This is a genomic window from Amaricoccus sp. W119, assembly GCF_047275745.1.
Classification (GTDB): Bacteria; Pseudomonadota; Alphaproteobacteria; order Rhodobacterales; family Rhodobacteraceae; genus Amaricoccus.
This window is the reverse complement of sequence record NZ_JBKQWU010000001.1, coordinates 1-24,506: the sequence shown is the minus strand read 5'-3', so window position 1 is coordinate 24,506 and position 24,506 is coordinate 1. Positions and strand designations below refer to the sequence as shown.

The window sequence follows — 24,506 nt, the reverse complement described above, 5'->3', positions numbered from 1 at the left end:
GACACACCGCGGATGGTGCTGCGGCTGCCGGAAATGGGCGACCACCTGGTCTGGACCCGGCTGCGCCAGGACGGCGCGGATTTCCTGCGCCGCTGGGAGCCGAGCTGGTCTTCCGACCATTTCTCCCGCCGCGCCTTCCGCAACCGGGTCTACTGGGCGCAGCGGGCGCGGGAGGATGGAAGGGCGATCGCGCTTTTCCTGGTGCGCCGTGAGGATCGCCGGCTCATGGGTGCGATCACCCTCGACAACATCCGCCGGGGTCCGGCGCAGACGGCGCAGGTCGGCTACTGGATCGGTCCGGAATTCGCGCGCGCCGGCTACATGACCGAGGCGCTGGAGGCGACGGTCCGCTACGCCTTCTCGATCCTGGATCTCAGCCGGATCGAGGCGGCCTGCCTGCCGGAGAACGCGCCCTCCCGCGGGCTTCTGGAGCGGGCCGGTTTCCGGACCGAGGGGATCGCCGAGAAATATCTGCGGATCGACGGACGCTGGCGCGACCATGTGCTCTACGCGACGCTGCGGATCGACCGGCGGGACAGCGAGGAGCCGGCGAGTTGAGCGTTTCACCCGAACTTCGCGACGCGGATGCCGCGTTCCTCGCCCGGATCGAGGCGATGCTCGGCAAGGGCGGTGTCGCGCCGGCCGAGCCGCGTTATCTCGAAGAGCCGCGCGGGCGCTACATCGGCCGCGCCGCCGCCGTGCTGCGTCCATCGGGGACCGCCGAGGTTCAGGAGATCGTTCGGGCCTGCGCCGAGGCGCGGGTCGCGCTCGTTCCCTATTCCGGCGGCACGGGTCTCGTGGGCGGGCAGGTGATGGCCGAGGGGCCGCTCCCGGTGCTGCTCTCGACCGAGCGGATGCATGCGGTCCGAGATATCGACCTGATCGATGATGTGCTGGTCGCCGAGGCGGGGGTGATCCTGGCCGACGCGCAGGCGGCCGCGCGGGAGGCGGGGCGCCTGTTCCCGCTCTCGCTCGCCTCGGAGGGCTCGGCCCGGATCGGCGGGCTGCTCGCGACGAACGCGGGGGGCGTGAACGTGGTCCGCTACGGCAACGCCCGGGCGCTCTGTCTCGGGATCGAGGCGGTGATGGCGGACGGCAGCCTGCTGAGCGACCTCACACGCCTTCACAAGAACAACATGGGCTTCGACCTGCGCGATCTGCTGATCGGCTCGGAAGGCACGCTCGGCATCATCTGCGCGGCGAGCCTCAAGCTCTTCCCGGCCCCGGTGGAGACGGCGACCGGCTGGATCGCGCTCGATACGCCCGCGCGCGCGCTCGAACTCTTCGGGCTGGCGCGGGAACGGCTCGGCTCGGCGATCGAGGCCTTCGAACTCGTCGGCGCCCAGGGGATCGCGTTTCTCGGGGAGAAGCTGCCGGGCGTCACGGTACCGAAGTCGGCCGCGACCCCGTGGTACGTCCTCGCGGAGGTCGCGGACGGCGCCGGATCGGACGTGCCCGCCCGGTTCGAGGCGATGCTCGCCGAGGCGCTGGAGCGCGGGACGATCGAGGATGTGCTGATCGCGCAGAACGTGGCGCAGCGCGCGGCCTTCTGGACGGTGCGCGAACAGATCCCGGAGGCGAACCGGCTGATCGGCTCGATATCGAGCCACGACATCTCGGTGCCGCGCTCCCGGCTCGTCGAATTCATCGAGCGCGGCGGCGCGGCGATCCATGCGATCGACCCAAGCCTCCGGATCAACTGTTTCGGCCATATCGGCGACGGCAATCTGCATTACAACGTCTTCCCGCCGGCCGGGCGGTCGCGAGACGATTTCGAACCGGTTCGCGGGCGGGTGAAGGAGGCGGTGCATGACCTCGCCCATGCGCTCGGCGGTTCGGTCAGCGCCGAGCATGGCATCGGCCGGCTGAAGACCGGCGACATGACGCGCTACGCCGATCCCGGCCGGCTGGCGGCGATGCAGGCGATCAAGCGGGCGCTGGACCCGCGCGGCATCCTCAATCCCGGCGCCGTCCTGCCCTGATCCGGCGAAGCGGTGGCGCGCGGCCTGAACGAAGCGCGCCCCCTTCCCGGGGGGTGGGAAGGGGGCGTCCAATGCAGACTGGAGGTCTGTGGCTTGCAAGCAGCGGCCCGAGTAACCCCGGGCATCCCCAATCTCGCCGCTCAGGGTTACCGAAAGGTTAACGCGGAAAACGAGATTCAATTGAAAGGGGCATCCGACGCTCAGGTCTGCCCGGGCCGGTTGAGCGGGAAGACCTCGCGCACGGCGGCGTAGTCGCGATAGCCGAGCCGGGACAGCGGCTGATAGAGCGTGACGTCGACCAGCCCGTCGCGCAGGATCGCCTCGTTGATGTGAACGCCCACCACCTCGCCGATCGTGAGCACATTGCCCTCGCCCGGCAGGTCGATCGATTGCCAGAGCCTGCATTCGAGCGAGGCGGGGGCGTCGCGCACCCGGGGAGGTGCGACGATCTCGGAGGGCGCCTTCTCGAGATCCGCTATCTCGAATTCGTCCACCCCGCGTGGCAGCGCCGCGGATGAGGCGTTCATCGCGTCGCGCAACGCCATGGAGACGATGTTGACGACGAACTCGCCCGTCGCGCGGATATTGGTGACGGTGTCCTTCGTCGCGCCGGTGCTCGCATAGGCGACCATCGGCGGCACGTCGGCGATCGCGTTGAAGAAGCTGTAGGGCGCCAGATTGGGTAGCCCCTCGGCGCTCAGCGTCGAGATCCATCCGATCGGGCGGGGGGAAACGATGGCCTTGAACGGATTGTGCGGCAGCCCGTGGGGGTCGAGACCGGGACGATAGAACAAGGACACCTCCGGGCGTTTTGCCTTTGCCCCCTACCTAGCCGCGTGGTACGGCGAAGTCGAGCGGGCCAGGGCGCGCCCGACGATCCGTGCCCGGGAACCGTGCGCCCCGGGATCCGTGCCCAGCATTCGTGCCAGGCGATCCATCCTCGCCGACCCATTCTCGCCGACCCGCCCTCCCGATTCTCGTGCCCGCCGACCGATGTTCCGTATCTACAAAGAAACCGACAGCGACCTCACGGAGGTCGAATATCTCTACGATCTGGCCTTCGCTCCCGGGCGGACGGCGCTCTCGTCGTACCGGCTGCGCGACGGCGTCGATCCGGTCGCGGACCTGTGCCTGATGGCGCGGGACGACTACGACGCGGTCTCGGGTGCGATCCGCTACTGGCCGGTCCGGATCGGCGCGGGGGATCATCCGGCGCTGCTGCTCGGGCCGGTGGCGGTGCATCCGACGCGTCAGGGCGAGGGGCTCGGCGCGGTGCTGATCTCGGAGAGCCTGCGTCGGGCGTTCGAACTCGGCTGGACCCGGATCGTGCTGATCGGCGACGAGCCCTATTACAGCCGCTTCGGCTTCCGGCGCGATCTGGCGCGCGACATCGACTACCCGCCGCCCTACAACCCCGACCGGCTGCTGGCCCGCGCGCTCGTCCCCGGCGCGTTCCGGGGGGTGTCGGGGCTGGTCCACAACTGGAACGAACGCTTCGCAGAGGAGAAGGCGGCCTCGGCCTGACCGTTCAGAGCCTGACCCCGTTCAGGACCCGACCGCTCAGAACTGGAAGCCGCGGGCCGCGAGCCATTCCTCGAGCGCGGGGCGGAAGCTCCTGTGACCCTGCGCGCGGGTCGCGTCGAAGACGGCGCGAAGCTCCTCGAAATCGATCTGCCGCAGCAATGCCTTGACCGGACCGATGGAGGCCGGGCGCATCGAGAGGTTGCGGAAACCGACGATCGCGAAGGCGAGCGCCTCGACCGGTCGCCCGGCATCCTCGCCGCAGAAGGACAGCGGCGTGCCATGCGCGGCGCAGCGGCGCACGATGCCTTCGAGGAAGGTCAGGAAGCTGATGCTGAGCGAATCGTAGCGGCGGCGCACCTTCTCGTTCTCGCGGTCGGCGGCGAAGAAGAACTGCTTCAGATCGTTGCCGCCGACGGAGATGAAATCGGTCAGTTCGAAGAACCGGTCCGGCGCATAGGCGAGGCTCGGCGTCTCGAGCATCGCGCCGATCCTGAGGCCCGCGGGCAGCACATTGCCGAGCCCCTTCTCGCGCGCGACCTCGCGCAGCACGATCTCGCGCCCCATCTCGAACTCGGCGCTTTCGGTCACGAAGGGGAACATGACGTTGAGCGGCCGGCCGCGCGCGCCCCGGAGCAGCGCTTGCACCTGCATCCGCATGATCCCCGGCCGGTCTAGCCCGACCCGGATCGCCCGCCAGCCGAGGGCCGGGTTCGGCTCCTCGCCCCGTTTCATGTAGGGCAGGACCTTGTCGGAGCCGATGTCGAGCGTGCGGAACACCACCGGCTTGTCGCCGGCGGAATCGAGGATATGGGCGTAGAGCGCGGCGAGATCCGTCCGTTTCGGCACCGTGGTGCGGATCAGGAACTGCAACTCGGTCCGGAAGAGCCCGACCCCGAGCGCGCCGCATTTCGACAGGCTCGGCAGGTCGGCCATCAGCCCCGCGTTCATGTGCAGGTTGAGCGTGATCCCGTCCCGGCTCGTCGCGGGCTTGTCGCGCAGCGCGGCATAGGCGTGCTGCGCCTCGGCCCGCATCTCGACCTTCTCGCGGAAGGCGCGGGCGATGGTTTCCTCGGGGCGGAGATGCACCATGGCCTGATCGCCATCGACCATGATCACGTCGCCGTTCAGCGCCTCGCGGGTGATGCGCGCGGCCTGGATCACCAGCGGGATCGCGAGGGCGCGGGCGACAATCGCCGCGTGGCTGCCGACCGAGCCCTCTTCGAGCACGACGCCCTTGAGCGTGCGGCCGTAATCCAGCAACTCGCCCGGTCCGATGTTGCGTGCGACGAGGATCGCATTTTCCGGGATGTCGCGCCCGCTGTTCGCATCGACCCCGGCGAGCAGCCGCAGGAGCCGGTTGGACAGGTCGTCGAGATCGTGCAGGCGCTCGCGCAGATAGGGATCGGCGACGCGGCTCATCCGGGTCCGGGTCGCGGATTGCTCCTTCTCGACCGCGACCTCGGCGGCGAGGCCGCTCTCGATCGAATCCTCCATCCGGCGGACCCAGCCCTTGTCATGGGCGAACATCCGGTAGGCCTGGAGCACGTCTCGATGCTCGCCGCTCGCCGTCAGGTAGTCGGCGGCCAGCATCTGGTCGACTTCCGCGCGGAGCGCGACGATGGCGCTCCTGAGCCGCGCGCATTCCCGCGCGGGATCGTCGCTGATCGGATTGTTCACCAAGACCTGAGGCTCATGCAGCAGCACGACGCCCTCGGCCACGCCCTCCTGTCCTACGAGACCCCGGACGAAGAACGGCGTCTTGTGCGGCCGGGCGATCTCCATCGCGCCCGGGCCCACGAAGGCGCCGAGCTCCGCCATCTCGGCGATGACCATCGCGACCACTTCGAGCGCGTAGATCTCGTCGTCGGTATATTCTCGCGCCTCGCGGTTCTGCACGACGAGGACGCCGAGCACTTCGCCGAGGCGCTGGATCGGCACGCCGAGGAAGCTCGAGAACACTTCCTCGCCGGTCTCGGGCATGAAGCGGAAGCCCTTGGTGCGCGGCGCGTCGGGGGTGTTGATCGGCTCGGCGAGCTCGGCGATCCGGCCGACGAGACCCTGGCCCACCCGCATCCGCGTCTGATGCACCGCCTCCGGGTTGAGCCCGCGGGTCGCGCAGAGCTCGAGCATCTGTTCTTCCCGCCGGAGATAGACCGAGCACACCTCGGCCACGAGCCCGTCGGCGATCAGGTTGACGATTCGGTCAAGCCTCTCCTGCCCCTCGCCGGACTCGGCCAGCGCGGCGCGCAAGCGCGTGAGAATGACCCGACTGTCTACCGCGTCGGAAAAGGGCATGGGCCGTCCGTAGGTCAAGGAAACTCAGCTGATCTTTTCCAGCTCGAACGCATCATGCAGTGCCTGAACCGCCAGTTCCAGATATTTGCGGTCCACGAGCACCGAGACTTTGATCTCGGAGGTGGTGATGACCTTGATGTTCACGCTCTCCGAGGCGAGGGCCGCGAACATCTTGTGGGCGACGCCCGCGTGGCTGCGCATCCCGATACCGACGATCGAGACCTTCGCCACTTCCTCGTCCACGTCGAGGCCGCGGTAGTCGATCTGACCCTCCGCCACCGCTTCCTCGAGCGCGCGCCGGGCGCGCGGCACCTCGTCCACGGGGCAGGAGAAGGTGATGTCGGTGCGCGCGTCCGCGCCGATGTTCTGCACGATCATGTCCACGTTCACACCCGCCTCGGCGAGGGGACCGAAGATCGCGGCCGCGATGCCGGGACGGTCGGCGACGCTGATCAGGGTCAGCTTGGCCTCGTCGCGGGAATGGGCGATGCCGCTCACCACTCTGCTTTCCAAGATTTCCTCCTCGTCGCAGACGAGCGTGCCGGGCCCGTCGGAAAAACTGCTGAGCACCCGAAGGCGCACCTTGTAGCGCATCGCAAGCTCGACCGAGCGGGTCTGCAGCACCTTGGCGCCGAGGCTCGCGAGTTCGAGCATCTCCTCGTAGGAGATCTTGTCGAGGCGGCGCGCCTTCTTGGTGATCCTCGGGTCGGTCGTATAAACGCCATCGACATCCGTATAGATGTCGCACCGATCGGCCCCGAGCGCGGCGGCGAAGGCGACGGCGGAAGTGTCGGAGCCGCCCCGGCCCAGCGTCGCGATCCGGCCCTCGGGACTGATCCCTTGGAAGCCGGCGACGACCGCGTGCAGGCCCTCCGAGAACTTCTGGTCGAGCATCGTGGTGTCGATCGATTCGATCCGCGCGCCGCCATGCATGGAGTTGGTGCGGAGCGGCACCTGCCAGCCCTGCCAACTCCGCGCCGGGACGCCCATCTCCTGAAGCGTCAGCGCCATGAGCCCGGCGGTGACGTTCTCGCCCGAGGCGACGACGGCGTCGTATTCGCGCGCGTCGTAGAGCACCGAGGTGTCGCGCACCCAGCCGACGAGTTCGTTGGTCTTGCCCGACATCGCCGAGACGACGACGCAGACCTCGTAACCGTTCTCCACCTCGCGTCTGACACGGGTGGCGGCGTTGCGGATGCGCTCGAGATCGGCGACCGAGGTGCCACCGAACTTCATCACAAGTCTGGGCATTCCCGGCCCCTCGATGCTTTTTCGCGCCCTCTTATCCCGCCCGCTTCCCGGCCGCAAGGCGCCTGCTCGGCCGCTCGCGGAGTGCGCGGCGGCGCGGGCGTTTTCGCCGCCGGGACGAGTGACTTGCGCGAAACGAGCGGGGACGCCATGCTGCGCCCAGCCACGCGCGGGCCGCGCGCGGGGGTGGCTCATGGAGGATCAGCCATGTCGGTACGGCCGTCGCTCGTCGCGCTCGCGACGCTCTTTCTGGGCGCCGGCGCGGCGCAGGCCTTCACGCTCGAGATCCTGCATTTCAACGACTTCCACAGCCGGATCGAGTCGATCAACAAGTTCGATTCGACCTGTTCCGGCGAGGAGGAGAAGGAGGGCGCCTGTTTTGGGGGCGCCGCGCGGCTCCTGACCGCGATCGACACCCGCCGCGACGCGGCCGAGGCCGAAAGCCGGCCGATGCTCGTCCTGAGCGCGGGCGACGTCTTCCAGGGCTCGCTCTTCTTCACCACCTATTCCGGCAAGGCCGAGCTCGATTTCATGAACCGGCTCGGGCTCGATGCGATGGTCGTCGGCAACCATGAGTTCGATCTCGGACCGGGGCCGCTCGCGGAATTCGCACAGGGCGCGAACTTTCCCCTGATCTTCGGCAACGCCGTCATCACCGAGGAGCCGGCGCTCGCGCCGCTCGCGGTCGGCCCCCGGGTCATCGAACTCGGCGGCGAGCGGGTCGGCATCGTCGGCGCGGTGACGCCGGACACCGAGACGATCTCGACGCCGGGGCCGACGGTGACCTTCGAGGCGCCGGCGGTCTCGATCGAACGCGACGTCAAGGCGCTGAGCGATCAGGGCGTGGACCGGATCATCCTGCTGAGCCATCTCGGCGTCCCGGAGGACATACGCGTCGCCCAGTCGGTGGCGGGGATCGACGCGATCATCGGCGGGCACACCCACACGCTCTTCTCGAACACCGATGAGACGGCCGCCTATCCCTATCCGCTCATGGTCGACGGGCCCGAGGGCGTGAAGGTTCCGGTGGTCTCGGCCGGGGCCTATTCGAAATATCTGGGCGATCTGGCGCTCACCTTCGACGACGCGGGCGTGGTGACCGAGGCGACCGGGGATACCGCCCTGCTCGACGCCTCGGTGACGCCCGATCCCACGGCTCTCGATGCCATCGGCGGCTATTCCGGTCGGATCGAGGCCCTGAAGCAGCGGCGGGTCGGCGAGGCCGGCGCCGATATCGACGGGACGCGCGAAAGCTGCCGGACCGGTGAATGCGCGATGGGCGATCTCGTCGCCGATGCGATGCTCGACCGTGTGAAGGGGCAGGGCGTCACCATCGCGCTCACGAACGGCGGCGGGCTGCGCGCTTCGATCGGCGCGGGCGAGGTCAGCATGGGCGACGTGCTCGCGGTGCTGCCGTTCCAGAACACGCTTGCGACCTTCAACATCGCCGGCGCCGGGATCATCGCGGCGCTGGAGAACGGGGTGAGCCAGGTCGAGGAGGGCGGCGGCCGCTTCCCGCAGGTCGCGGGGCTGCGCTTCACCTGGGACCCGAAGGTCGCGCCGAACGAAGGCCGGATCAGGGAGGTGCTCGTCGCCGAGGGCGACGGCTACGTCCCTATCGATCCGGCGAGGATCTACACCGTCGTCACCAACAACTTCCTGCGAAACGGCGGCGATGGCTACGCGGTGCTGCGTGACGAAGGCACCAACGCCTATGACTACGGACCGAACCTCGAGGATGTGGTGGCCGCCTATCTCGGCAAGCGTCAGGGCTTCACGCCGCCGCCCGCCGACCGGATCACGCGCGCCGAGTGAGTGCGCCGGGCGAGCACGCCGGGTGAGCGCGCGGGAGTGAGCCTCAGCACCGGAGGTTGCCGAAACTGTCGCTCCGGCAGACGCGCGGGCGGGGGCGGCCGGTCGTCGTCTCGTCCGCCTTCGGGTAGCTGTCGCCGAAGGTATTGGTCCGCCTGCCGGGGACGCGTGCCTGAGGTGTCGGCGCGGGCGGGATGATCTTCGAGCGCGGCGGAAAGGGCGTGATCGGGTCGAGCCCATGCGTCGGCGTCCCGCGACAGACGACCTGTCCGAGATGGTTCTCCCTGCAGACCTCGATCGCATTGGCCGGGAGCGCGGGCGAGAGCGCGGCGAGAAGAACGACGACCGCGACGAGCCCGCGCATGTTCAGGCCTCCTTGTCGCCCTCGGCGCTTTCCACGGCGAGGATCTCGAGCTCCATCCTCCGGGGGCCGAGCGTCACCGTGACGCTCGATCCGGGCTCGGCGCCCATCAGCGCGCGGGCGATCGGCGCGGTATAGGCGATATGGCCCGAGGCGGGATCGGCCTCGTCCTCGCCCGTGATCTCCACCGTCTTGCGCTCGCCCTCCTCGGTCTCGTACGTGACGCGGCTGCCGAACTGGACGCCCGGCACGTTGGGGTCGGGATGCGTGAGCCGCGCGGTGGCGTGGCGGAGGTTCCAGTAGCGCAGGTCGCGGCGGAGCCGCGCCGCCTGATCGCTCTCGGGCTCGGCCGCGTCCAGAGCCGCGTCCAGCCGCTCGATCTCGGCCGAGATCAGACCAAGGCCGCGCGGCGTGACGAGGTTCGGAGCGGCGCTCACCGGGATCTCCGGCGGCACCTCGGGGCGGGACCCGTCATCTTCGCGGACAAAGGCACGGCTCATGTCAGTCTCCCTCTCAGACGATCAGTGTAGCGCCTAGCGGCTCCGCTGGCCATCGCGGCCGCGCCGCGGCATGCTGGCGAGGTTTGGTTGGACGGGAGGCTCGGATGCCGCATGATCACACCGGGACGGAGCCGCGCTGGAAGCATGACGGGGTGCGGGTGATCAAGGGCGATCAACTCGACCCGAACACGCCGCAGACACCCGGCATGTTCCGGCAGGCGGCGATCAACCACGCCCGCGTCGGCGCCCAGAAGATCTGGGCCGGCACCGTCGCGATCGAGCCGAATGCGAAGACCGGCGTCCATCATCACGGCGCGCTCGAGAGCGTGATCTACGTGGTCCGCGGCCGCGCCCGGATGCGCTGGGGCGAGCGGCTGGAATTCGTGGCGGAGGCAGGTCCCGGAGATTTCATCTTCGTCCCGCCCTACGTGCCGCATCAGGAGATCAACGCCGACCCCGACCAGCCGCTCGAATGCGTGCTGGTCCGGTCGGACAACGAGGCGGTGGTCGTGAACATCACCGATGTCGATCCCGTGGAGCCGCCCGAGGAGGTCTACTGGGTCGATCCGATCCACGCCGCCCCGAAGGACTGATCGCGACTCAGCGATACGTGCCTTCGATCCGCATCGCCGGATGGCCGTCCTCGCTCAGCGCCAGAAGCCGGAAGGCGCCGCCGTCCGCCCGCCCGACGAGATCGAACGGCGCTGGCGTGAAGAGGGGCCGGAGCGCGGTGACCTGAAAGTCCTTCGGCGCGGCCGACGGCAGATTCTCGCCGAGCAGTTCCATCAGCAGCGTCGCCGTCAGCGGCCCGTGGACGACGAGGCCCGGATAGCCCTCCACGCCGTTCGCATAGGGATGGTCGTAGTGGATGCGGTGCGTGTTGAAGGTCGCGGCCGAGTATTGATAGAGCAGCACCGGGTCCGGCGTGACGCGGCGGCGCCACATGGGTTCGAAATCCGCCCCCGGTCCGGGATCGCTGGCGGCGGAGGGCGCGGCCGCCGTCGCCTCGCGATAGGCGATGGTCTGGATCTCGGTCAATCGCGACTCACCGCCGACCGCGAGCGCGTGTTCGACGGTGACGAAGCAGAGGCGCCCGGCACGGCCGGATTTCTCTGCGACCTTGGCGATGGTCGAGTGGCGGGTGACATGATCCCCGACCCGGATCGGCGCCTGGGCGATGATGCGCGATCCCGCCCACATCCGCCGGGGCAGATCGATCGGCGGAAGGAAGCCGCCGCGTGCCGCGTGACCATCCGCTCCGGTCGCATCATGGCGCAGGGCCGGCCAGAACAGCGCCCAGATCCAGCAATGCGGCCAGACCTCCCCCATCTCCGGCGGATCGCGATCGAGGAGGCCGGCCATCCGGCGCGCGAGCAGGGGGGTGGCGTCATCCTCCGCCAGCTCCGAGCGGCCGATCCAGCCGGTGATATCCGCGGGCGCGATTTCGATTTCGGGCACGGTGGTCGTTCTCCCTCGGCTGCGGGCGGGCTGAGAACCAGCATCGCGGCGGGGACGGTGCGGTGCAATGGCACCTTGGTGTCGGCGGCCGGGAGATCCCGGCCGCCTTCCAGATCGCCCGGCCTCAGCCGAGGATGAAGTCGGTTTCCGAGAAATCCGCGATGCTCGCGTTCCGGATGGTCACTTCCGAGGTGGTGTCGAGCGCGAAGACCACGTCGTCGCCCTCCTCGGTCGCGACCGCGAGAGCGGCTGCGAGATCCGCGAACTCGAATTCCTCGAAGTCGATCCGGTCCACGCCGAACTCGAAATCGTCGATCCGGTCGCGGCCGCCGCCGGCGTCGAATTCGAAGACATCCGCGCCGGCGCCGCCGACCAGGACATCGGCTCCGGTGCCGCCGTCGAGCGTGTCGTCGCCTTCGCCGGCCACGAGACGGTCGCCGCCGCCGTCGCCTTCGAGTTCATCGTCGCCGAGACCGCCGAAGAGCGTGTCGAAGCCCCGGCCGCCGTTCAACTCGTCGGTGCCCGAGCCGCCCGAGACACGGTCGCTGCCGTCGCCGCCGGTGATTTCGTCATTGCCGCCGCCGCCGTAGATCGTGTCGTTCCCGGCGCCCGCGTGCGCCGCGTCATGGCCCGTGCCGGCGTTCAGGAGGTCGTCGCCGGCCTGTCCGTCGAGATGGTCGGCGTGCCGGCCACCGAAGATGCGATCGTTGCCGCCAGCGCCGATCAGGTGATCGTTGCCGTTGAAACCGAAGATTTCATCGGCGTCCGCGGTGCCGGTAAGGTTGTTGTTGCTCGAGTTGCCTCGGATGAGCATATTGCGTCTCCTCTCGTTTGACGCTTCCTCTAACTGACGGGGCAAACGCCCGTCTGACGCGAATCGTCACGCGCATGTCAGGAGGAAATCGCCCCCGGTGGCAAGTCCAGACTGACGACAAGGCCCGCGGTTCCGTTATTCAACCGGAGCGATCCTCCCGCCGCCCGGACGATCTCCGAGGCGATCGAGAGCCCGAGTCCGGCCCCTGGACCCGCCATATCGAGCCGAACGCCGCGTGTAGCCAGCGTTTCGAGCTGATCCGGCGGGATTCCCGGCCCGTCATCCTCGACCTCGATCAGGAGCCGGTCCGCGCTGGCGGATACTCGGATTTCGACTGCCTCGCTTGCGTGTCGCGACGCGTTCTCGATGAGCGCGCCGAGCGCCTCGGTCAGATCGTCCGCGTCGATTCGCGCGTGAAGCCCCCGCGGCGCGGTCACGATCCAGTCCAGCCGCGCGCCGTCGGGTGTCCTGCGAAGTACCGCCAGCAGCCGCTCGATCACCCGCCCCGGATCGCAGGTCGCCGAACGCGCCGCGGCGGCGACGCGGGCACGGGCGAGCTCCCGGTCGACGTGGCGGTGCATCGCAAGTGCGATCTCCTCGATTCCGTCCGCGCTCTCCCTGTCCCCCTTGGCACGCAAGCGGTCCGCCTCGCCGATCAGCGCCTGCAGCGGCGTCTTCAGGCCATGGGCCAGATCCGCCGCGCGGCCCCGGGCACGGGCAAGCTCCGTCTCGCGTTCCTCGATGAGCGCGTCCACCTCCGCGGTGAGAGGGCGCACTTCCGCGGGGAAGTCGCGCCCCAGCCGGCGCTCGGCGCCGGAGCGAACGGCGGCGACGCGGGCCCCCACGGCGGCCAGCGGCCGCAGACCCACCGCGACCTGCAGCGCGCCCGCTGCGACGAGGGCGACGCCGAGCAGCGTGAGATAAGGCACGAGATCGCGGAGGAAGGCGCGGGCGGCGTCGCGCAGCTCGCGCCTGTCCATCGCCACGGCGGTTCGTATCCGGTGGCCGTCGGGACCGAAGGCGAGCGTTCGTTCGATCACGAGCAGGCTGGTGTCACCGGGACCGATCGCCGTCGTCTCGCGGGCGACGCCGGGCGGCGCGGGTCGCGGCGGCAGCGTCAGCGCGCTGTCCCAGAGCGAACGCGAACGCAAGGGCCCGGCCGGGGTATCGACCTGCCAGTAATGGCCCGAGAGCGGCTGGCCGTAGCGCGGATCGGTGGGCGGCTGGGCGATCCTGAAGGCCCCGGTGGCATCGCGCGTCATGCCCGCCGCCAGCTGGTCGAGATCGACCAGCATCTCGGCGAAGGCGCGCCGCTCCACATGGCGCTGGAAGAGCAGGTCGAGCCCCACGGCGGCGAGCGCCAGTGCGATGAGCACCGCCACCGTCCCGGCGACGACGAGCCGGAGCCTGACGGAATCGCGGCTCACGCGGCCTGTTCGATGAAATAGCCGAAGCCCCGTCGTGTGCCGATCACCCCCGGTCCGAGCTTGCGCCGCAGCCGGGCGACCAGTGCCTCGAGCGCGTTCGCCTCGCGCGCGTCGTCGTCGCCGTAGAGGTGCTCGAGCAGTTCGGTGGGTGCGACCACCCGCTCGCGATGCAGGGCGAGATAGGCCATGAGCCGGTATTCGAGCGGCGAGAGCGCCAGCGGTACGCCGCGCAGCACCGCGGTCATACGGTTGGCGTCGATCGCCAGCGCGCCGGCGGTGATCATGGGCGCGCCCCGCCCCGCCGCGCGACGCACGAGGCTCCGGGCGCGCGCGACGAGTTCCTCCATGTGGAAGGGCTTCGGCAGATAGTCGTCGGCGCCGGCGTCGATCCCCTCGACGCGCTCGGTCCAGGCGCCCCGCGCGGTCAGGATGATGACCGGCATGTCCCGGCCATTGGCGCGCCAGCGCTTCAGCACGGCCAGCCCGTCCATCACCGGCAGCCCGAGGTCGAGCACGACTAGATCATAATCCTCGGTATCGCCGAGAAACCAGGCCTGCTCGCCATCGGCGGCGGTCTCGACCCGGAACCCGGCGGCCGAGAGCGCGGCGGCAAGGTCGCGTTGGATCCGCGGGTCGTCTTCGACGGCCAGAGCGCGCATCAGTCGTCCTCGTCCGCCTCGACCGAAAGAATCCTGCCGGTCTTCGCATCGACGACCGCCTCCATCAGGTGGCCATCCTGCCCGATGAATTCGAATTCGTACATATAGCCGTCCTCGATGAACTCGAATTCGACCTCCACCACATGGCCTTTGGTCTCGCGCTCGACCATCGGCAGCAGTTCGACCAGCGGTTTCGCCAGTCCAAGCTCCATCGCCTGACGCGCCCGGTCGGGATCGTCGGGGGAGTCGCTGCTCGCGGTCGAGGCGAGGAGCAGGGTGGCTGTCGTGAGCAGGGTTTTCATGCGGCCATCATGCGTCATTTCGCCTGACACGGCGCTGACGGATGTGGCCGCCAGCGCGTGGGCGCACGAAAAAAGGGGCGCCCGGGTAGGGCGCCCCTTCGTGTCGGCCGCGCGGTTGGCCGCGCGGACCGGCGGGTCCTATTCGCCGTCGAAGATCGGCGCCGTCAGCGGCTCGTCGACCGACAGGGCCTCGGCGGCTTCCTCGCGGCGCTCGGCGATGATCTTGTGGTCGCGTTCGGTCGCGATCCGCTTGATCTGATGCGTCGCGCCGCCGGTGCCGGCGGGGATGAGGCGTCCGACGATGACGTTCTCCTTCAGCCCCACGAGACGGTCGCGCTTGCCCTGGGTCGCCGCCTCGGTCAGCACGCGGGTCGTCTCCTGGAACGAGGCCGCCGAGATGAACGACCGCGTCTGCAAGCTCGCCTTGGTGATGCCGAGCAGGATCGGTGCGCCCTTGGCGGGCTCGCGACCCGCGGCGATCGCCTTCTCGTTCTCCTCGTCGAACTCGATCTTGTCGACCTGCTCGCCCTTCAGGAGCGTGGTGCCGCCGGACTCGGCGATCTCCCACTTCTGCAGCATCTGGCGAACGATCACCTCGATGTGCTTGTCGTTGATCTTCACGCCCTGCAGCCGGTAGACCTCCTGCACCTCCTCGATCAGGTAGTCGGCCAGCGCCTCGATGCCCATGATGGCGAGGATGTCATGGGGGGCGGGGTTGCCGTCCATGATGTACTCACCCTTCTGGATGAAGTCGCCTTCCTGCACCGGGATGTGCTTGCCCTTCGGCACCATGTATTCGACGGGCTCGACGCCTTCCTCGCTCGGTACGATCGTGATGCGGCGCTTGTTCTTGAAGTCCTTCCCGAAATGCACGGTACCCGAGACCTCGGCGATGATCGCGTGGTCCTTCGGACGCCGCGCCTCGAAGAGTTCGGCCACCCGCGGCAGACCACCGGTGATGTCCTTCGTCTTCGCGCCTTCACGCGGGATACGCGCGAGCACGTCGCCCGGACGGACTTCCTGGCCATCCTCGACCGAGAGGATCGCGTCCACCGACATGGCATGCACCTCCGGATTGCCGTTCGCGAGGCGGACGGGTTCCCCGGTGAGCGGGTCCATGACGATGATCTCCGGTTTCAACTCGTTGCCCTTCGGGGCCGCGCGCCAGTCGGAGACGATCTTCTGGCTGATGCCGGTCGCGTCGTCGGTCTCCTCGCGGACGGAGAAGCCCGCCACGAGATCGACGAATTTCGCGACACCCGCCTTCTCGGCGATGATCGGCAGCGTGTAGGGGTCCCATTCGGCGAGCTTGTCGCCGCGGGCCACGCGCGTGCCTTCCTTCGCGAGCAGCTTGGAGCCGTAGGTCAGCTTGTGGACCGCCCGCTCGACGCCGTTCTCGTCGGTGATGACGAGCTCCATGTTCCGCGCCATCACGATCTGTTCGCCATCGGCGTTGGTGATCATGTTGGAATTGCGGATCGCAAGCTCGCCCTCCTGGCTCGCTTCGAGGAAGCTCTGCGAGCCGCCCTGGGCGATGCCGCCGATGTGGAAGGTCCGCATCGTGAGCTGCGTGCCCGGCTCGCCGATCGACTGCGCCGCGATGATGCCCACGGCTTCGCCGGGGTTCACCTTGGTGCCGCGGGCGAGGTCGCGCCCGTAGCACTGGGCGCAGATCCCGTCCTCGGCCTCGCAGGTCAGCGGCGAGCGGATCTGGAACTCCAGAACGCCGGCGGCCTCGATCATGTCGGCGGCGCGCTCGTCGATCAGATCGCCCTGGCGGAAGATCACCTCCTGGGTCTTCGGATCGAGCACGTCCTCCGCGGCGACGCGGCCGAGGATGCGTTCGGAGAGCGAGGCCACGACTTCGCCATCCGCGATCGCCGCGCGGGCGGTGATCGAACGGTCGGTGCCGCAATCGTCGATCTTGACGATGCAGTCCTGCGCCACGTCCACGAGACGGCGGGTGAGATAGCCCGAGTTCGCCGTCTTCAGGGCGGTGTCGGAGAGGCCCTTGCGGGCGCCGTGGGTCGAGTTGAAGTACTCGAGCACGGTCAGGCCTTCCTTGAAGTTCGACACGATCGGCGTCTCGATGATTTCGCCCGAGGGCTTGGCCATCAAGCCGCGCATGCCGCCGAGCTGCTTCATCTGCGTGACCGAGCCGCGGGCGCCGGAATGGGCCATCATGTAGACCGAGTTCGGCTCCTGCTCGGCGCCGCCCTCGTCCCGCCGCGTGGCGGAGATGGTCCGCATCATCGCATCCGTGACCTTGTCGTTACACTTCGACCAGGCATCGACGACCTTGTTGTACTTCTCACCCTGGGTGATCAGGCCGTCCATGTACTGCTGTTCGAAGTCCTTGACCTGGCTGCGGGTCTCGCCGACGATTCCCCATTTCTCCTCCGGGATCACCATGTCGTCCTTGCCGAAGGAGATCCCGGCCTTGAACGCCTCGGTGAAGCCGAGCGACATGATCTGGTCGCAGAAGATCACCGATTCCTTCTGGCCGCAGTGGCGGTAGACGGTGTCGATGACCTCGCCGACCTCCTTCTTGCGCAGGAGCCGGTTCACGATGTCGAAGGGCGTGCGGAAGTTCTTCGGGAGCAGCGCGCCGAGCCGGAGTCGGCCGGGCGTGGTCTCGAAGCGCTGCGTCACGCTCTCTCCGTTCTCGTCGATCTGCTCGATCCGGGCGGTGATCTTCGAGTGCAGGTTGACGATGCCGTTCTGCAGCGCGTGATCGACCTCCTCGATCGAGGAGAAGATCATGCCCTCGCCCGGCTGCCCCTCACGCGCGATGGAGAGGTAGTAGAGGCCGAGGATCATGTCCTGCGACGGCACGATGATCGGCTTGCCGTTCGCGGGGCTCAGCACGTTGTTCGTGGACATCATCAGGACGCGCGCTTCCAGCTGCGCCTCCAGCGAGAGAGGCACATGGACGGCCATCTGGTCGCCGTCGAAGTCCGCGTTGAAGGCCGAGCAGACCAGCGGGTGAAGCTGGATCGCCTTGCCCTCGATCAGCACGGGCTCGAAGGCCTGGATGCCGAGACGGTGGAGCGTCGGCGCGCGGTTCAGCAGGACGGGATGCTCGCGGATCACCTCGTCGAGGATGTCCCAGACCTCCGGGCGCTCCTTCTCCACCAGCTTCTTGGCCTGTTTCACGGTGGAGCTGAGGCCCTTGGCGTCAAGCCGCGAGTAGATGAACGGCTTGAACAGTTCGAGCGCCATCTTCTTCGGCAGGCCGCACTGGTGCAGCTTCAGTTCCGGGCCGGTCACGATGACCGAGCGGCCGGAGAAGTCCACGCGCTTGCCAAGCAGGTTCTGGCGGAACCGGCCCTGCTTGCCCTTCAGCATGTCGGAGAGCGACTTCAGCGGGCGCTTGTTGGTGCCCGTGATGACGCGGCCCCGGCGGCCGTTGTCGAAGAGGGCGTCGACCGATTCCTGCAGCATCCGCTTCTCGTTGCGGATGATGATGTCGGGGGCGCGCAGCTCGATCAGCCGCTTCAGGCGGTTGTTGCGGTTGATGACCCGGCGGTAGAGGTCGTTGAGGTCCGAGGTCGCGAAGCGGCCGCCGTCGAGCGGCACCAGAGGGCGCAACTCGGGCGGGATCACCGGGATCACGGTGAGCACCATCCACTCGGGACGGTTGCCGGACTCGCGGAAGGATTCCACGAGCTTCAGCCGCTTGATGATCTTCTTCGGCTTCAGTTCGCCGGTGGCTTCCGCGAGATCGGCGCGCAGCTGCTCGGCCTCGGAATCGAGGTCGATGGCGGCGAGCATCTCCCGGATCGCCTCGGCGCCGATGCCGGCGCGGAACGCGTCCTCGCCGAACCGGTCCTGCGCGTCGAGGTATTCCTCCTCGCCCAGAAGCTGGCCGTGCTTGAGATCGGTCAGGCCCGGCTCGATGACGACATACTGCTCGAAATAGAGGATGCGTTCGAGGTCACGCAGCGTCATGTCGAGCATGAGGCCGATGCGCGAGGGCAGCGACTTCAGGAACCAGATATGCGCGACCGGCGAGGCAAGCTCGATATGGCCCATGCGCTCGCGCCGGACCTTCTGCAGCGTGACTTCCACGCCGCATTTCTCGCAGACGACGCCGCGATACTTCATCCGCTTGTACTTGCCGCACAGGCACTCGTAGTCCTTGATCGGGCCGAAGATCCGGGCGCAGAAGAGCCCGTCCCGCTCCGGCTTGAACGTGCGGTAGTTGATGGTCTCCGGCTTCTTGATCTCGCCGTAGGACCAGGAGAGGATTCGTTCCGGCGAGGCGAGCGAGATCTTGATCTCGTCGAAGGTCCGCATCGGCTGGACCGGGGCGAACGGATTGGTGAGTTCCTGGTTCATCTCAAATCCTTGATCGAGTTCGGGAAAGGGAGGGCGCCGGGCGCCCTCACTCCGCTTCCGAGTCCAGAAGCTCGATATTCAGGCCAAGCGAGCGGATCTCCTTGACGAGAACGTTGAACGATTCCGGCACGCCGGCCTCGAAATTGTCCTCGCCCTTGACGATCGACTCGTAGACCTTGGTGCGGCCGGCGACATCGTCGGACTTGACCGTCAGCATCTCCTGCAGCGTGTAGGCGGCGCCATAGGCTTCCAGCGCCCAGACCTCCATCTCGCCGAAGCGCTGACCGCCGAACTGCGCCTTGCCGCCCAAGGGCTGCTGGGTGACGAGCGAGTACGGCCCCGTCGAGCGCGCGTGGATCTTGTCGTCCACGAGATGGTGCAGCTTCAGCAGGTACTTCACGCCCACGGTGACCGGACGCGCGAACTGCTCGCCGGTGCGGCCGTCATGGACGATCGACTGGCCCGAGGTGTCGAACCCCGCGCGCTGGAGCGCGTCGTTCACGTCCTTCTCCTTGGCGCCGTCGAAGACCGGGGTCGCGATCGGCACGCCGCGGGTGACATTGCCCGCCGCCTCGAGGAAGTCCTCCTCGGGCATCTCGGAGAGCACCTCGTTGTAGAGCTGCTCGCCATAGGCGACCTTCATCGCCTCGCGGGTCGGTGTCATGTCGCCGGTGCGGCGGTACTCGTCGAGGCCCTGGTCGATCGCGCGGCCGAGACCGCGGGCCGCCCAGCCCATGTGGGTTTCGAGGATCTGCCCGACATTCATGCGGCTCGGCACGCCAAGCGGGTTCAGCACGAAATCGACCGGCGTCCCGTCCGCGAGGAAGGGCATGTCGGCTTCGGGCACGACGCGGGAGATGACGCCCTTGTTGCCGTGACGGCCGGCCATCTTGTCGCCCGGCTGAAGCTTGCGCTTCACCGCGATGAAGACCTTGACCATCTTCATCACGCCCGGCGGCAGGTCGTCGCCGCGGCGGACCTTCTCCACCTTGTCCTCGAACCGGCGCTCGAGAGCCTTGCGCTGGATCTCGAACTGCTGGTGCAGGGCTTCCTGCGCCTGCGCGTCCTGGTCGTCGCCGAGGGCGAGCTGCCACCACTGGCCGCGCGAGAGCGTGCCGAGCAGTTCCTCGGTGATCTCCGAGCCGGCCTTGATCCCCTTCGGACCCTTCACCGCGGTCTTGCCGAGGATCAGCGTCCTGAGGCGCGCGTAGATGTTGCGCTCGAGGATCGTGAGCTCGTCGTCGCGGTCACGGGAGAGCCGTTCCACGAGTTCCCGCTCGATCTGCAGCGCGCGCTCGTCCTTGTCGACGCCGTGCCGGTTGAAGACGCGGACCTCGACCACCGTGCCGTAGTTGCCCGGCGGCAGGCGGAGCGAGGTGTCGCGCACGTCCGAGGCCTTCTCGCCGAAGATTGCGCGGAGGAGCTTCTCCTCCGGCGTCATCGGGCTCTCACCCTTGGGGGTGATCTTGCCGACGAGAATGTCGCCCGGGCCCGTCTCGGCGCCGATATAGACGATGCCCGCCTCGTCGAGGTTGCGCAGCGCCTCCTCGCCGACGTTCGGGATGTCGCGCGTGATCTCCTCCGGCCCGAGCTTGGTGTCGCGGGCCGAGACCTCGAATTCCTCGATATGGATCGAGGTGAAGACATCGTCCTTCACGATCCGCTCGGAGATGAGGATCGAGTCCTCGTAGTTGTAGCCGTTCCAGGGCATGAAGGCGACGAGGACGTTCTTGCCGAGCGCGAGCTCGCCCAGATCGGTCGACGGGCCATCGGCGATGAACTCGCCCTTGCGCACGGTGTCACCCACCTTCACCAGCGGCCGCTGGTTGATGCAGGTGTTCTGGTTCGAACGCTGGAACTTCCGGAGCTTGTAGATGTCCACGCCCGGTTCGCCCGGTGCGAGATCCTCCGTCACGCGCACGACGATGCGCATGGCGTCCACCTGGTCGATGACACCCGCCCGGCGCGCGGTGATCGCCGCGCCCGAGTCGCGGGCAACGATCTCCTCGATGCCGGTGCCGACATAGGGCGCCTCGGCGCGCAGAAGCGGCACGGCCTGACGCTGCATGTTCGAGCCCATGAGCGCGCGGTTCGCGTCGTCGTTCTCGAGGAACGGGATCAGCGAGGCGGCGACCGAGACGAGCTGCTTCGGCGAGACGTCGATCAGATCGACGTTCGACGGCGGGTTCAGCATGAAGTCGCCGGCCTTGCGGGTCGAGACGAGATCGTTGACGAAGCGGCCCTCGTCGTCGAGCTGCGCGTTGGCCTGCGCCACCGTGTGCCGCATCTCCTCGGTCGCGGACATGTAGTGCACCTCGTCGGTGACCTGGCTGTCCACCACCTTGCGGTAGGGGGTCTCGATGAAGCCGTACTTGTTCACCCGCGCGAAGGAGGCGAGCGAGTTGATGAGACCGATGTTCGGGCCTTCCGGCGTCTCGATCGGGCACATTCGGCCGTAATGGGTCGGGTGCACGTCGCGGACCTCGAAGCCCGCGCGCTCACGCGTCAGACCGCCCGGGCCAAGCGCCGAGAGACGCCGCTTGTGCGTCACCTCGGAGAGCGGGTTGGTCTGGTCCATGAACTGCGAAAGCTGCGACGAGCCGAAGAACTCGCGCACCGCGGCCGCCGCGGGTTTCGCGTTGATGAGATCCTGCGGCATCACCGTGTCGATCTCGACCGAGGACATGCGCTCGCGGATCGCGCGCTCCATGCGGAGCAGGCCGACGCGGTACTGGTTCTCCATGAGTTCGCCGACCGAGCGCACGCGGCGGTTGCCGAGATGGTCGATGTCGTCGATCTCACCCTTGCCGTCGCGAAGCTCCACCAGCGCCTTGATGACGGCGATGATGTCCTCCTCGCGGAGCGTGCGCGTCGTGTCGGGCGCGTCGAGGTCGAGGCGCATGTTCATCTTCACGCGGCCGACGGCCGAGAGGTCGTAGCGCTCGGGATCGAAGAACAGGCCTGCGAAGAGCACGCTCGCCGCTTCCACGGTCGGCGGCTCGCCCGGACGCATGACGCGATAGATGTCCATCAGCGCCTGGTCGCGGTTCATGTTCTTGTCGACCGCCATCGTGTTGCGGATATACGCGCCCACGTTGACGTTATCGATGTCGAGCGTCGGGATCTCGGTCACGCCGCTGTCGAGCAGCGTCTTGAGCGTGCCGCCGACGAGATCGCCGGTCTTGGCATCGACTTCCCAGGTCAGCTCGTCGCCGGCCTCGACCCAGATGCGGCCGTTGGACTCGTCGATGATATCCTTGGCCGAGAAGCGGCCGATCACCGTCTCGAAGGGCACGAGGATCTCGTTGATGTCGCCCCGGTCGAGCCATTCCTTGACCATGCGCGGGGTGATCTTCTTGCCAGCGGGCGCCACGGTCTCGCCGGTCGCCGCGTCGATCAGATCATGCGCGGGCTTGGTGCCGCGCAGCCGCTCCGGGAAGAAGCGCGTCGCCCACATGTCGCCTTCCTTGCGGTAGGTGACGGTGTCGTAATAGGCGTCGCAGATGCCCTCCTGGTCGAGCCCGAGCGCGTAGAGCAGCGTCGTCACCGGAAGCTTCCGGCGCCGGTCGATGCGCGCGTAGACGATGTCCTTGGCGTCGAACTCGAAATCGAGCCAGGAGCCGCGGTAGGGGATGATGCGGCTCGTGAACAGGAGCTTGCCCGAGGAATGGGTCTTGCCCCGGTCATGGTCGAAGAAGACGCCGGGCGAGCGGTGCATCTGGGAAACGATTACGCGCTCGGTCCCGTTCACCACGAAGGTGCCGGTCTGGGTCATGAGCGGCATGTCGCCCATGTAGACGTCCTGCTCCTTGATGTCCTTCACGGAGCGCGAGCCGGTCTCCTCGTCCACCTCGAAGACGATGAGGCGCAGCGTGACCTTCAGCGGCGCGGCATAGGTCATGTCGCGCTGCATGCATTCCTGAACGTCGTATTTCGGCGCCTCGAGCTCGTATTTCACGAATTCGAGAACGGCGGTGTCGTTGAAGTCCCGGATCGGGAAGACCGACTGGAACACCCCCTTCAGGCCCTCGCCGTCCTGGGGAATCTCCTGGTCGCCCGATTGCAGGAACAGGTCGTAGCTCGACTTCTGGATCTCGATGAGATTGGGCATCTGCGCGACTTCGCGGATGTGCCCGTAGAATTTCCGAATGCGCTTGTGACCTGAATGCGTCTGAGCCATGCTCTTCTGGTACCCTCTGCCGCGAGCGGCCCGGCGGGGAACGGGGCGCTCGACCATGCTCGACGATCCGATCCCATGCTTGCGCGGCGTCCCAAGGCCACGCACCCGGATCGAGATGCGTCTGTCAGGAGGCCCGTGCGCCCATGCGTCGGGCGAGTCGGGCGTCCTGAGAGAGGCATCGACAGCGTCAGGGGATCAGCAAACCCTTGACGTCATTGAGAAACCTACAGGGGACCGGGCCCGCGTCTCCGCGGGTCCAGCCCCCATTTTCAAAATCGCTCCCGCACCATATAGGCGCCCGGGAGGATTACTTCAACTCGACTTCGGCGCCGGCGTCGGTGAGCTTCTTCTGGATCTCCTCGGCCTCGGCCTTGGAGACGCCTTCCTTCACGGCCTTGCCGCCGGCCTCGACGAGGTCCTTGGCTTCCTTGAGGCCGAGGCCGGTGATCGCGCGGACTTCCTTGATCACGTTGATCTTCTGCGCGCCGGCCGCCTTCAGGATGACGTCGAACTCGGTCTGCTCCTCGGCGGCGGCGGCGCCGGCGTCGCCACCGGCGGCCGGGCCGGCCATCATGACCGCGCCACCGGCGGCGGGTTCGATGCCGTATTCGTCCTTCAGGATCTTCTTCAGCTCGGCGGCCTCGAGCAGGGTCAGGCCCACGATCTCTTCGGCGAGTTTCTTCAGGTCAGCCATTTTATCCGTTTCCAATCAGGTTCGTTCTGTCCGGTATCGGCGGGTTCGCCTCTCCGGCCCTTCGGGTTGCTTCGCTCAGGCCGCCTCACGCTCTTCGAGCGTGGTGAGGATACCTGCGATGTCGCTCGCGGGCGCGCCAATGGCCGCGACCAGGTTGCCGGCCGGGGCACCGATGCAGGCGACGACGGAAGCGATGAGCTCCTCGCGCGACGGCATCTGGGCCACGGCTTTCACACCGGCCTCGTCGAGCGGCGTCGCCCCCATGGCACCCCCGAGGACAACAAGCTTCTTGTTGGCCTTCGCATAGTCGTCCACCACTTTCGCGGCGGCGACGGGGTCCTCGGAATAGGCGAGCACCGTCATGCCCTTCAGCAGATCGCCCATCTTTTCGACGGCCGATCCCTTGAGGGCGATCTTGGCGAGCTTGTTCTTGGCGACACGGACCGATCCGCCGGCGTTTTTCATACGCAGGCGGAAATCGGTCATCTCGGCAACCGTGAGGCCTTCGTAGTGCGCGACCACGACGACACCAGAGTCCGCGAAGATCTGGCCGAGCTCGCCGACCACGACTTCTTTCTGGGCTCTATCCACAGTGTTGCTCCAAGTTCATGGCGAGGGAGACCCCCGCCGGCTCAGTTTCGCCGGGACATCTCCCGGCGTCTCGGGTCCGTATCCGGGTCCCGCCAAAACCGCCCCGGAGCCGCGCGGGCCCCAATTCGATCCTGATCGTTTCCCGTCTCGGGCAGGACTTAGCGCCTTTCGGCCGCCCACCGTCTCGGACAGAAGGGAAGCCGCCCCGGAGGTCGGCCGCCCTGATCCCGCCGGGGTCGCCCCCGACGGAGATTCCTTATTCGGCGACCGCGGTCGCGATGTCGACGCTGACGCCCGGCCCCATGGTCGAGGAGAGCG

General features: G+C 67.8%; 19 protein-coding genes. 5 read left to right on the top strand and 14 right to left on the bottom strand.

What is annotated here, in order from left to right; translation table 11 throughout:
* Nucleotides 1-12: 12 nt before the first annotated feature.
* Both ACLJK8_RS00095 and ACLJK8_RS00090 read left to right on the top strand, forming a co-directional pair.
* Entirely contained in the window at nucleotides 13-558 is a 546-nt protein-coding gene (locus tag ACLJK8_RS00095) for a GNAT family N-acetyltransferase (RefSeq protein WP_413148249.1), read from the top strand.
* Nucleotides 555-1,982, top strand: coding sequence for an FAD-binding oxidoreductase (locus ACLJK8_RS00090; RefSeq protein ID WP_413147914.1), 1,428 nt, complete (start codon nucleotides 555-557; stop codon nucleotides 1,980-1,982). The genes ACLJK8_RS00095 and ACLJK8_RS00090 overlap by 4 nt, the downstream gene beginning before the upstream one ends.
* Before the next feature lie 200 nt (nucleotides 1,983-2,182).
* Here the strand turns inward: ACLJK8_RS00090 and ACLJK8_RS00085 are convergent, their stop codons facing one another.
* Entirely contained in the window at nucleotides 2,183-2,776 is a 594-nt protein-coding gene (locus tag ACLJK8_RS00085; RefSeq protein ID WP_413147913.1) for a flavin reductase family protein, read from the bottom strand.
* 199 nt (nucleotides 2,777-2,975) lie between these two features.
* On the opposite strand from ACLJK8_RS00085, the gene ACLJK8_RS00080 reads away from it, so the two are divergent.
* Nucleotides 2,976-3,506: a GNAT family N-acetyltransferase gene (locus ACLJK8_RS00080; protein ID WP_413147911.1), complete on the top strand. Its 531-nt coding sequence runs from the start codon at nucleotides 2,976-2,978 to the stop codon at nucleotides 3,504-3,506.
* Between the two features lie 36 nt (nucleotides 3,507-3,542).
* Here ACLJK8_RS00080 and ptsP read toward each other — a convergent pair whose 3' ends face one another.
* Both ptsP and ACLJK8_RS00070 read right to left on the bottom strand, forming a co-directional pair.
* The gene (gene ptsP / locus ACLJK8_RS00075) at nucleotides 3,543-5,801 is read right to left on the bottom strand and encodes a phosphoenolpyruvate--protein phosphotransferase (protein WP_413147910.1); all 2,259 of its coding nucleotides are present in this window, start codon (nucleotides 5,799-5,801) and stop codon (nucleotides 3,543-3,545) included.
* Between the two features lie 24 nt (nucleotides 5,802-5,825).
* A complete protein-coding gene (locus ACLJK8_RS00070; protein ID WP_413147909.1) occupies nucleotides 5,826-7,052 on the bottom strand; it encodes an aspartate kinase in 1,227 nt (408 codons plus the stop codon).
* Nucleotides 7,053-7,256: 204 nt separating this feature from the next.
* Between ACLJK8_RS00070 and ACLJK8_RS00065 the strand changes: the two genes are divergently transcribed.
* Nucleotides 7,257-8,864, top strand: coding sequence for a bifunctional metallophosphatase/5'-nucleotidase (locus tag ACLJK8_RS00065; RefSeq protein WP_413147908.1), 1,608 nt, complete (start codon nucleotides 7,257-7,259; stop codon nucleotides 8,862-8,864).
* 43 nt (nucleotides 8,865-8,907) lie between these two features.
* Here ACLJK8_RS00065 and ACLJK8_RS00060 read toward each other — a convergent pair whose 3' ends face one another.
* Together ACLJK8_RS00060 and ACLJK8_RS00055 are read right to left on the bottom strand one after the other, a co-directional pair.
* On the bottom strand, nucleotides 8,908-9,225 hold the full coding sequence (locus ACLJK8_RS00060; RefSeq protein ID WP_413147907.1) for a hypothetical protein: 318 nt from the start codon (nucleotides 9,223-9,225) through the stop codon (nucleotides 8,908-8,910).
* A gap of 2 nt (nucleotides 9,226-9,227) precedes the next feature.
* Complete coding sequence (locus tag ACLJK8_RS00055; RefSeq protein WP_413147906.1) at nucleotides 9,228-9,722, bottom strand: GreA/GreB family elongation factor; 495 nt, start codon at nucleotides 9,720-9,722, stop codon at nucleotides 9,228-9,230.
* A 104-nt stretch (nucleotides 9,723-9,826) separates the two neighbouring features.
* Here ACLJK8_RS00055 and ACLJK8_RS00050 point away from each other — a divergent pair, with 104 nt between their 5' ends.
* A complete protein-coding gene (locus tag ACLJK8_RS00050) occupies nucleotides 9,827-10,315 on the top strand; it encodes a cupin domain-containing protein (protein WP_413147905.1) in 489 nt (162 codons plus the stop codon).
* Nucleotides 10,316-10,322: 7 nt separating this feature from the next.
* On the opposite strand, the gene ACLJK8_RS00045 is transcribed toward ACLJK8_RS00050, so the two are convergent.
* From ACLJK8_RS00045 to rplJ, 9 genes are all read right to left on the bottom strand, one after another.
* Entirely contained in the window at nucleotides 10,323-11,180 is an 858-nt protein-coding gene (locus ACLJK8_RS00045) for a MaoC family dehydratase N-terminal domain-containing protein (RefSeq protein WP_413147904.1), read from the bottom strand.
* Between the two features lie 124 nt (nucleotides 11,181-11,304).
* Nucleotides 11,305-11,994: a calcium-binding protein gene (locus ACLJK8_RS00040; RefSeq protein WP_413147903.1), complete on the bottom strand. Its 690-nt coding sequence runs from the start codon at nucleotides 11,992-11,994 to the stop codon at nucleotides 11,305-11,307.
* Nucleotides 11,995-12,071: 77 nt separating this feature from the next.
* Nucleotides 12,072-13,421, bottom strand: a complete 1,350-nt coding sequence (locus tag ACLJK8_RS00035; protein WP_413147902.1) for a sensor histidine kinase — start codon at nucleotides 13,419-13,421, stop codon at nucleotides 12,072-12,074.
* On the bottom strand, nucleotides 13,418-14,080 hold the full coding sequence (locus ACLJK8_RS00030; RefSeq protein ID WP_413147901.1) for a response regulator transcription factor: 663 nt from the start codon (nucleotides 14,078-14,080) through the stop codon (nucleotides 13,418-13,420). Before ACLJK8_RS00030 ends, ACLJK8_RS00035 begins: the two co-directional genes overlap by 4 nt.
* Entirely contained in the window at nucleotides 14,080-14,382 is a 303-nt protein-coding gene (locus ACLJK8_RS00025) for a PepSY domain-containing protein (protein WP_413147900.1), read from the bottom strand. The genes ACLJK8_RS00030 and ACLJK8_RS00025 overlap by 1 nt, the downstream gene beginning before the upstream one ends.
* A 138-nt stretch (nucleotides 14,383-14,520) precedes the next feature.
* A complete protein-coding gene (rpoC, locus tag ACLJK8_RS00020; RefSeq protein WP_413147899.1) occupies nucleotides 14,521-18,723 on the bottom strand; it encodes a DNA-directed RNA polymerase subunit beta' in 4,203 nt (1,400 codons plus the stop codon).
* A 46-nt stretch (nucleotides 18,724-18,769) separates the two neighbouring features.
* On the bottom strand, nucleotides 18,770-22,903 hold the full coding sequence (rpoB, locus tag ACLJK8_RS00015) for a DNA-directed RNA polymerase subunit beta (protein WP_413147898.1): 4,134 nt from the start codon (nucleotides 22,901-22,903) through the stop codon (nucleotides 18,770-18,772).
* A gap of 307 nt (nucleotides 22,904-23,210) precedes the next feature.
* A complete protein-coding gene (gene rplL, locus ACLJK8_RS00010; protein WP_413147897.1) occupies nucleotides 23,211-23,597 on the bottom strand; it encodes a 50S ribosomal protein L7/L12 in 387 nt (128 codons plus the stop codon).
* A 75-nt stretch (nucleotides 23,598-23,672) separates the two neighbouring features.
* Complete coding sequence (gene rplJ, locus ACLJK8_RS00005) at nucleotides 23,673-24,188, bottom strand: 50S ribosomal protein L10 (RefSeq protein WP_413147896.1); 516 nt, start codon at nucleotides 24,186-24,188, stop codon at nucleotides 23,673-23,675.
* Between the last annotated feature and the right edge of the window lie 318 nt (nucleotides 24,189-24,506).

Bases quoted from the DNA above. Each gene is read 5' to 3' on its own strand.
- ACLJK8_RS00095 (WP_413148249.1), top strand. From the start codon at position 13: ATGGTGCTGCGGCTGCCGGAAATGGGCGACCACCTGGTCTGGACCCGG.
- ACLJK8_RS00080 (WP_413147911.1), top strand. From the start codon at position 2,976: ATGTTCCGTATCTACAAAGAAACCGACAGCGACCTCACGGAGGTCGAA.
- ptsP (WP_413147910.1), bottom strand. From the start codon at position 5,801: ATGCCCTTTTCCGACGCGGTAGACAGTCGGGTCATTCTCACGCGCTTG.
- ACLJK8_RS00070 (WP_413147909.1), bottom strand. From the start codon at position 7,052: ATGCCCAGACTTGTGATGAAGTTCGGTGGCACCTCGGTCGCCGATCTC.
- ACLJK8_RS00065 (WP_413147908.1), top strand. From the start codon at position 7,257: ATGTCGGTACGGCCGTCGCTCGTCGCGCTCGCGACGCTCTTTCTGGGC.
- ACLJK8_RS00060 (WP_413147907.1), bottom strand. From the start codon at position 9,225: ATGCGCGGGCTCGTCGCGGTCGTCGTTCTTCTCGCCGCGCTCTCGCCC.
- ACLJK8_RS00055 (WP_413147906.1), bottom strand. From the start codon at position 9,722: ATGAGCCGTGCCTTTGTCCGCGAAGATGACGGGTCCCGCCCCGAGGTG.
- ACLJK8_RS00050 (WP_413147905.1), top strand. From the start codon at position 9,827: ATGCCGCATGATCACACCGGGACGGAGCCGCGCTGGAAGCATGACGGG.
- ACLJK8_RS00040 (WP_413147903.1), bottom strand. From the start codon at position 11,994: ATGCTCATCCGAGGCAACTCGAGCAACAACAACCTTACCGGCACCGCG.
- ACLJK8_RS00030 (WP_413147901.1), bottom strand. From the start codon at position 14,080: ATGCGCGCTCTGGCCGTCGAAGACGACCCGCGGATCCAACGCGACCTT.
- ACLJK8_RS00025 (WP_413147900.1), bottom strand. From the start codon at position 14,382: ATGAAAACCCTGCTCACGACAGCCACCCTGCTCCTCGCCTCGACCGCG.
- rpoC (WP_413147899.1), bottom strand. From the start codon at position 18,723: ATGAACCAGGAACTCACCAATCCGTTCGCCCCGGTCCAGCCGATGCGG.
- rpoB (WP_413147898.1), bottom strand. From the start codon at position 22,903: ATGGCTCAGACGCATTCAGGTCACAAGCGCATTCGGAAATTCTACGGG.
- rplL (WP_413147897.1), bottom strand. From the start codon at position 23,597: ATGGCTGACCTGAAGAAACTCGCCGAAGAGATCGTGGGCCTGACCCTG.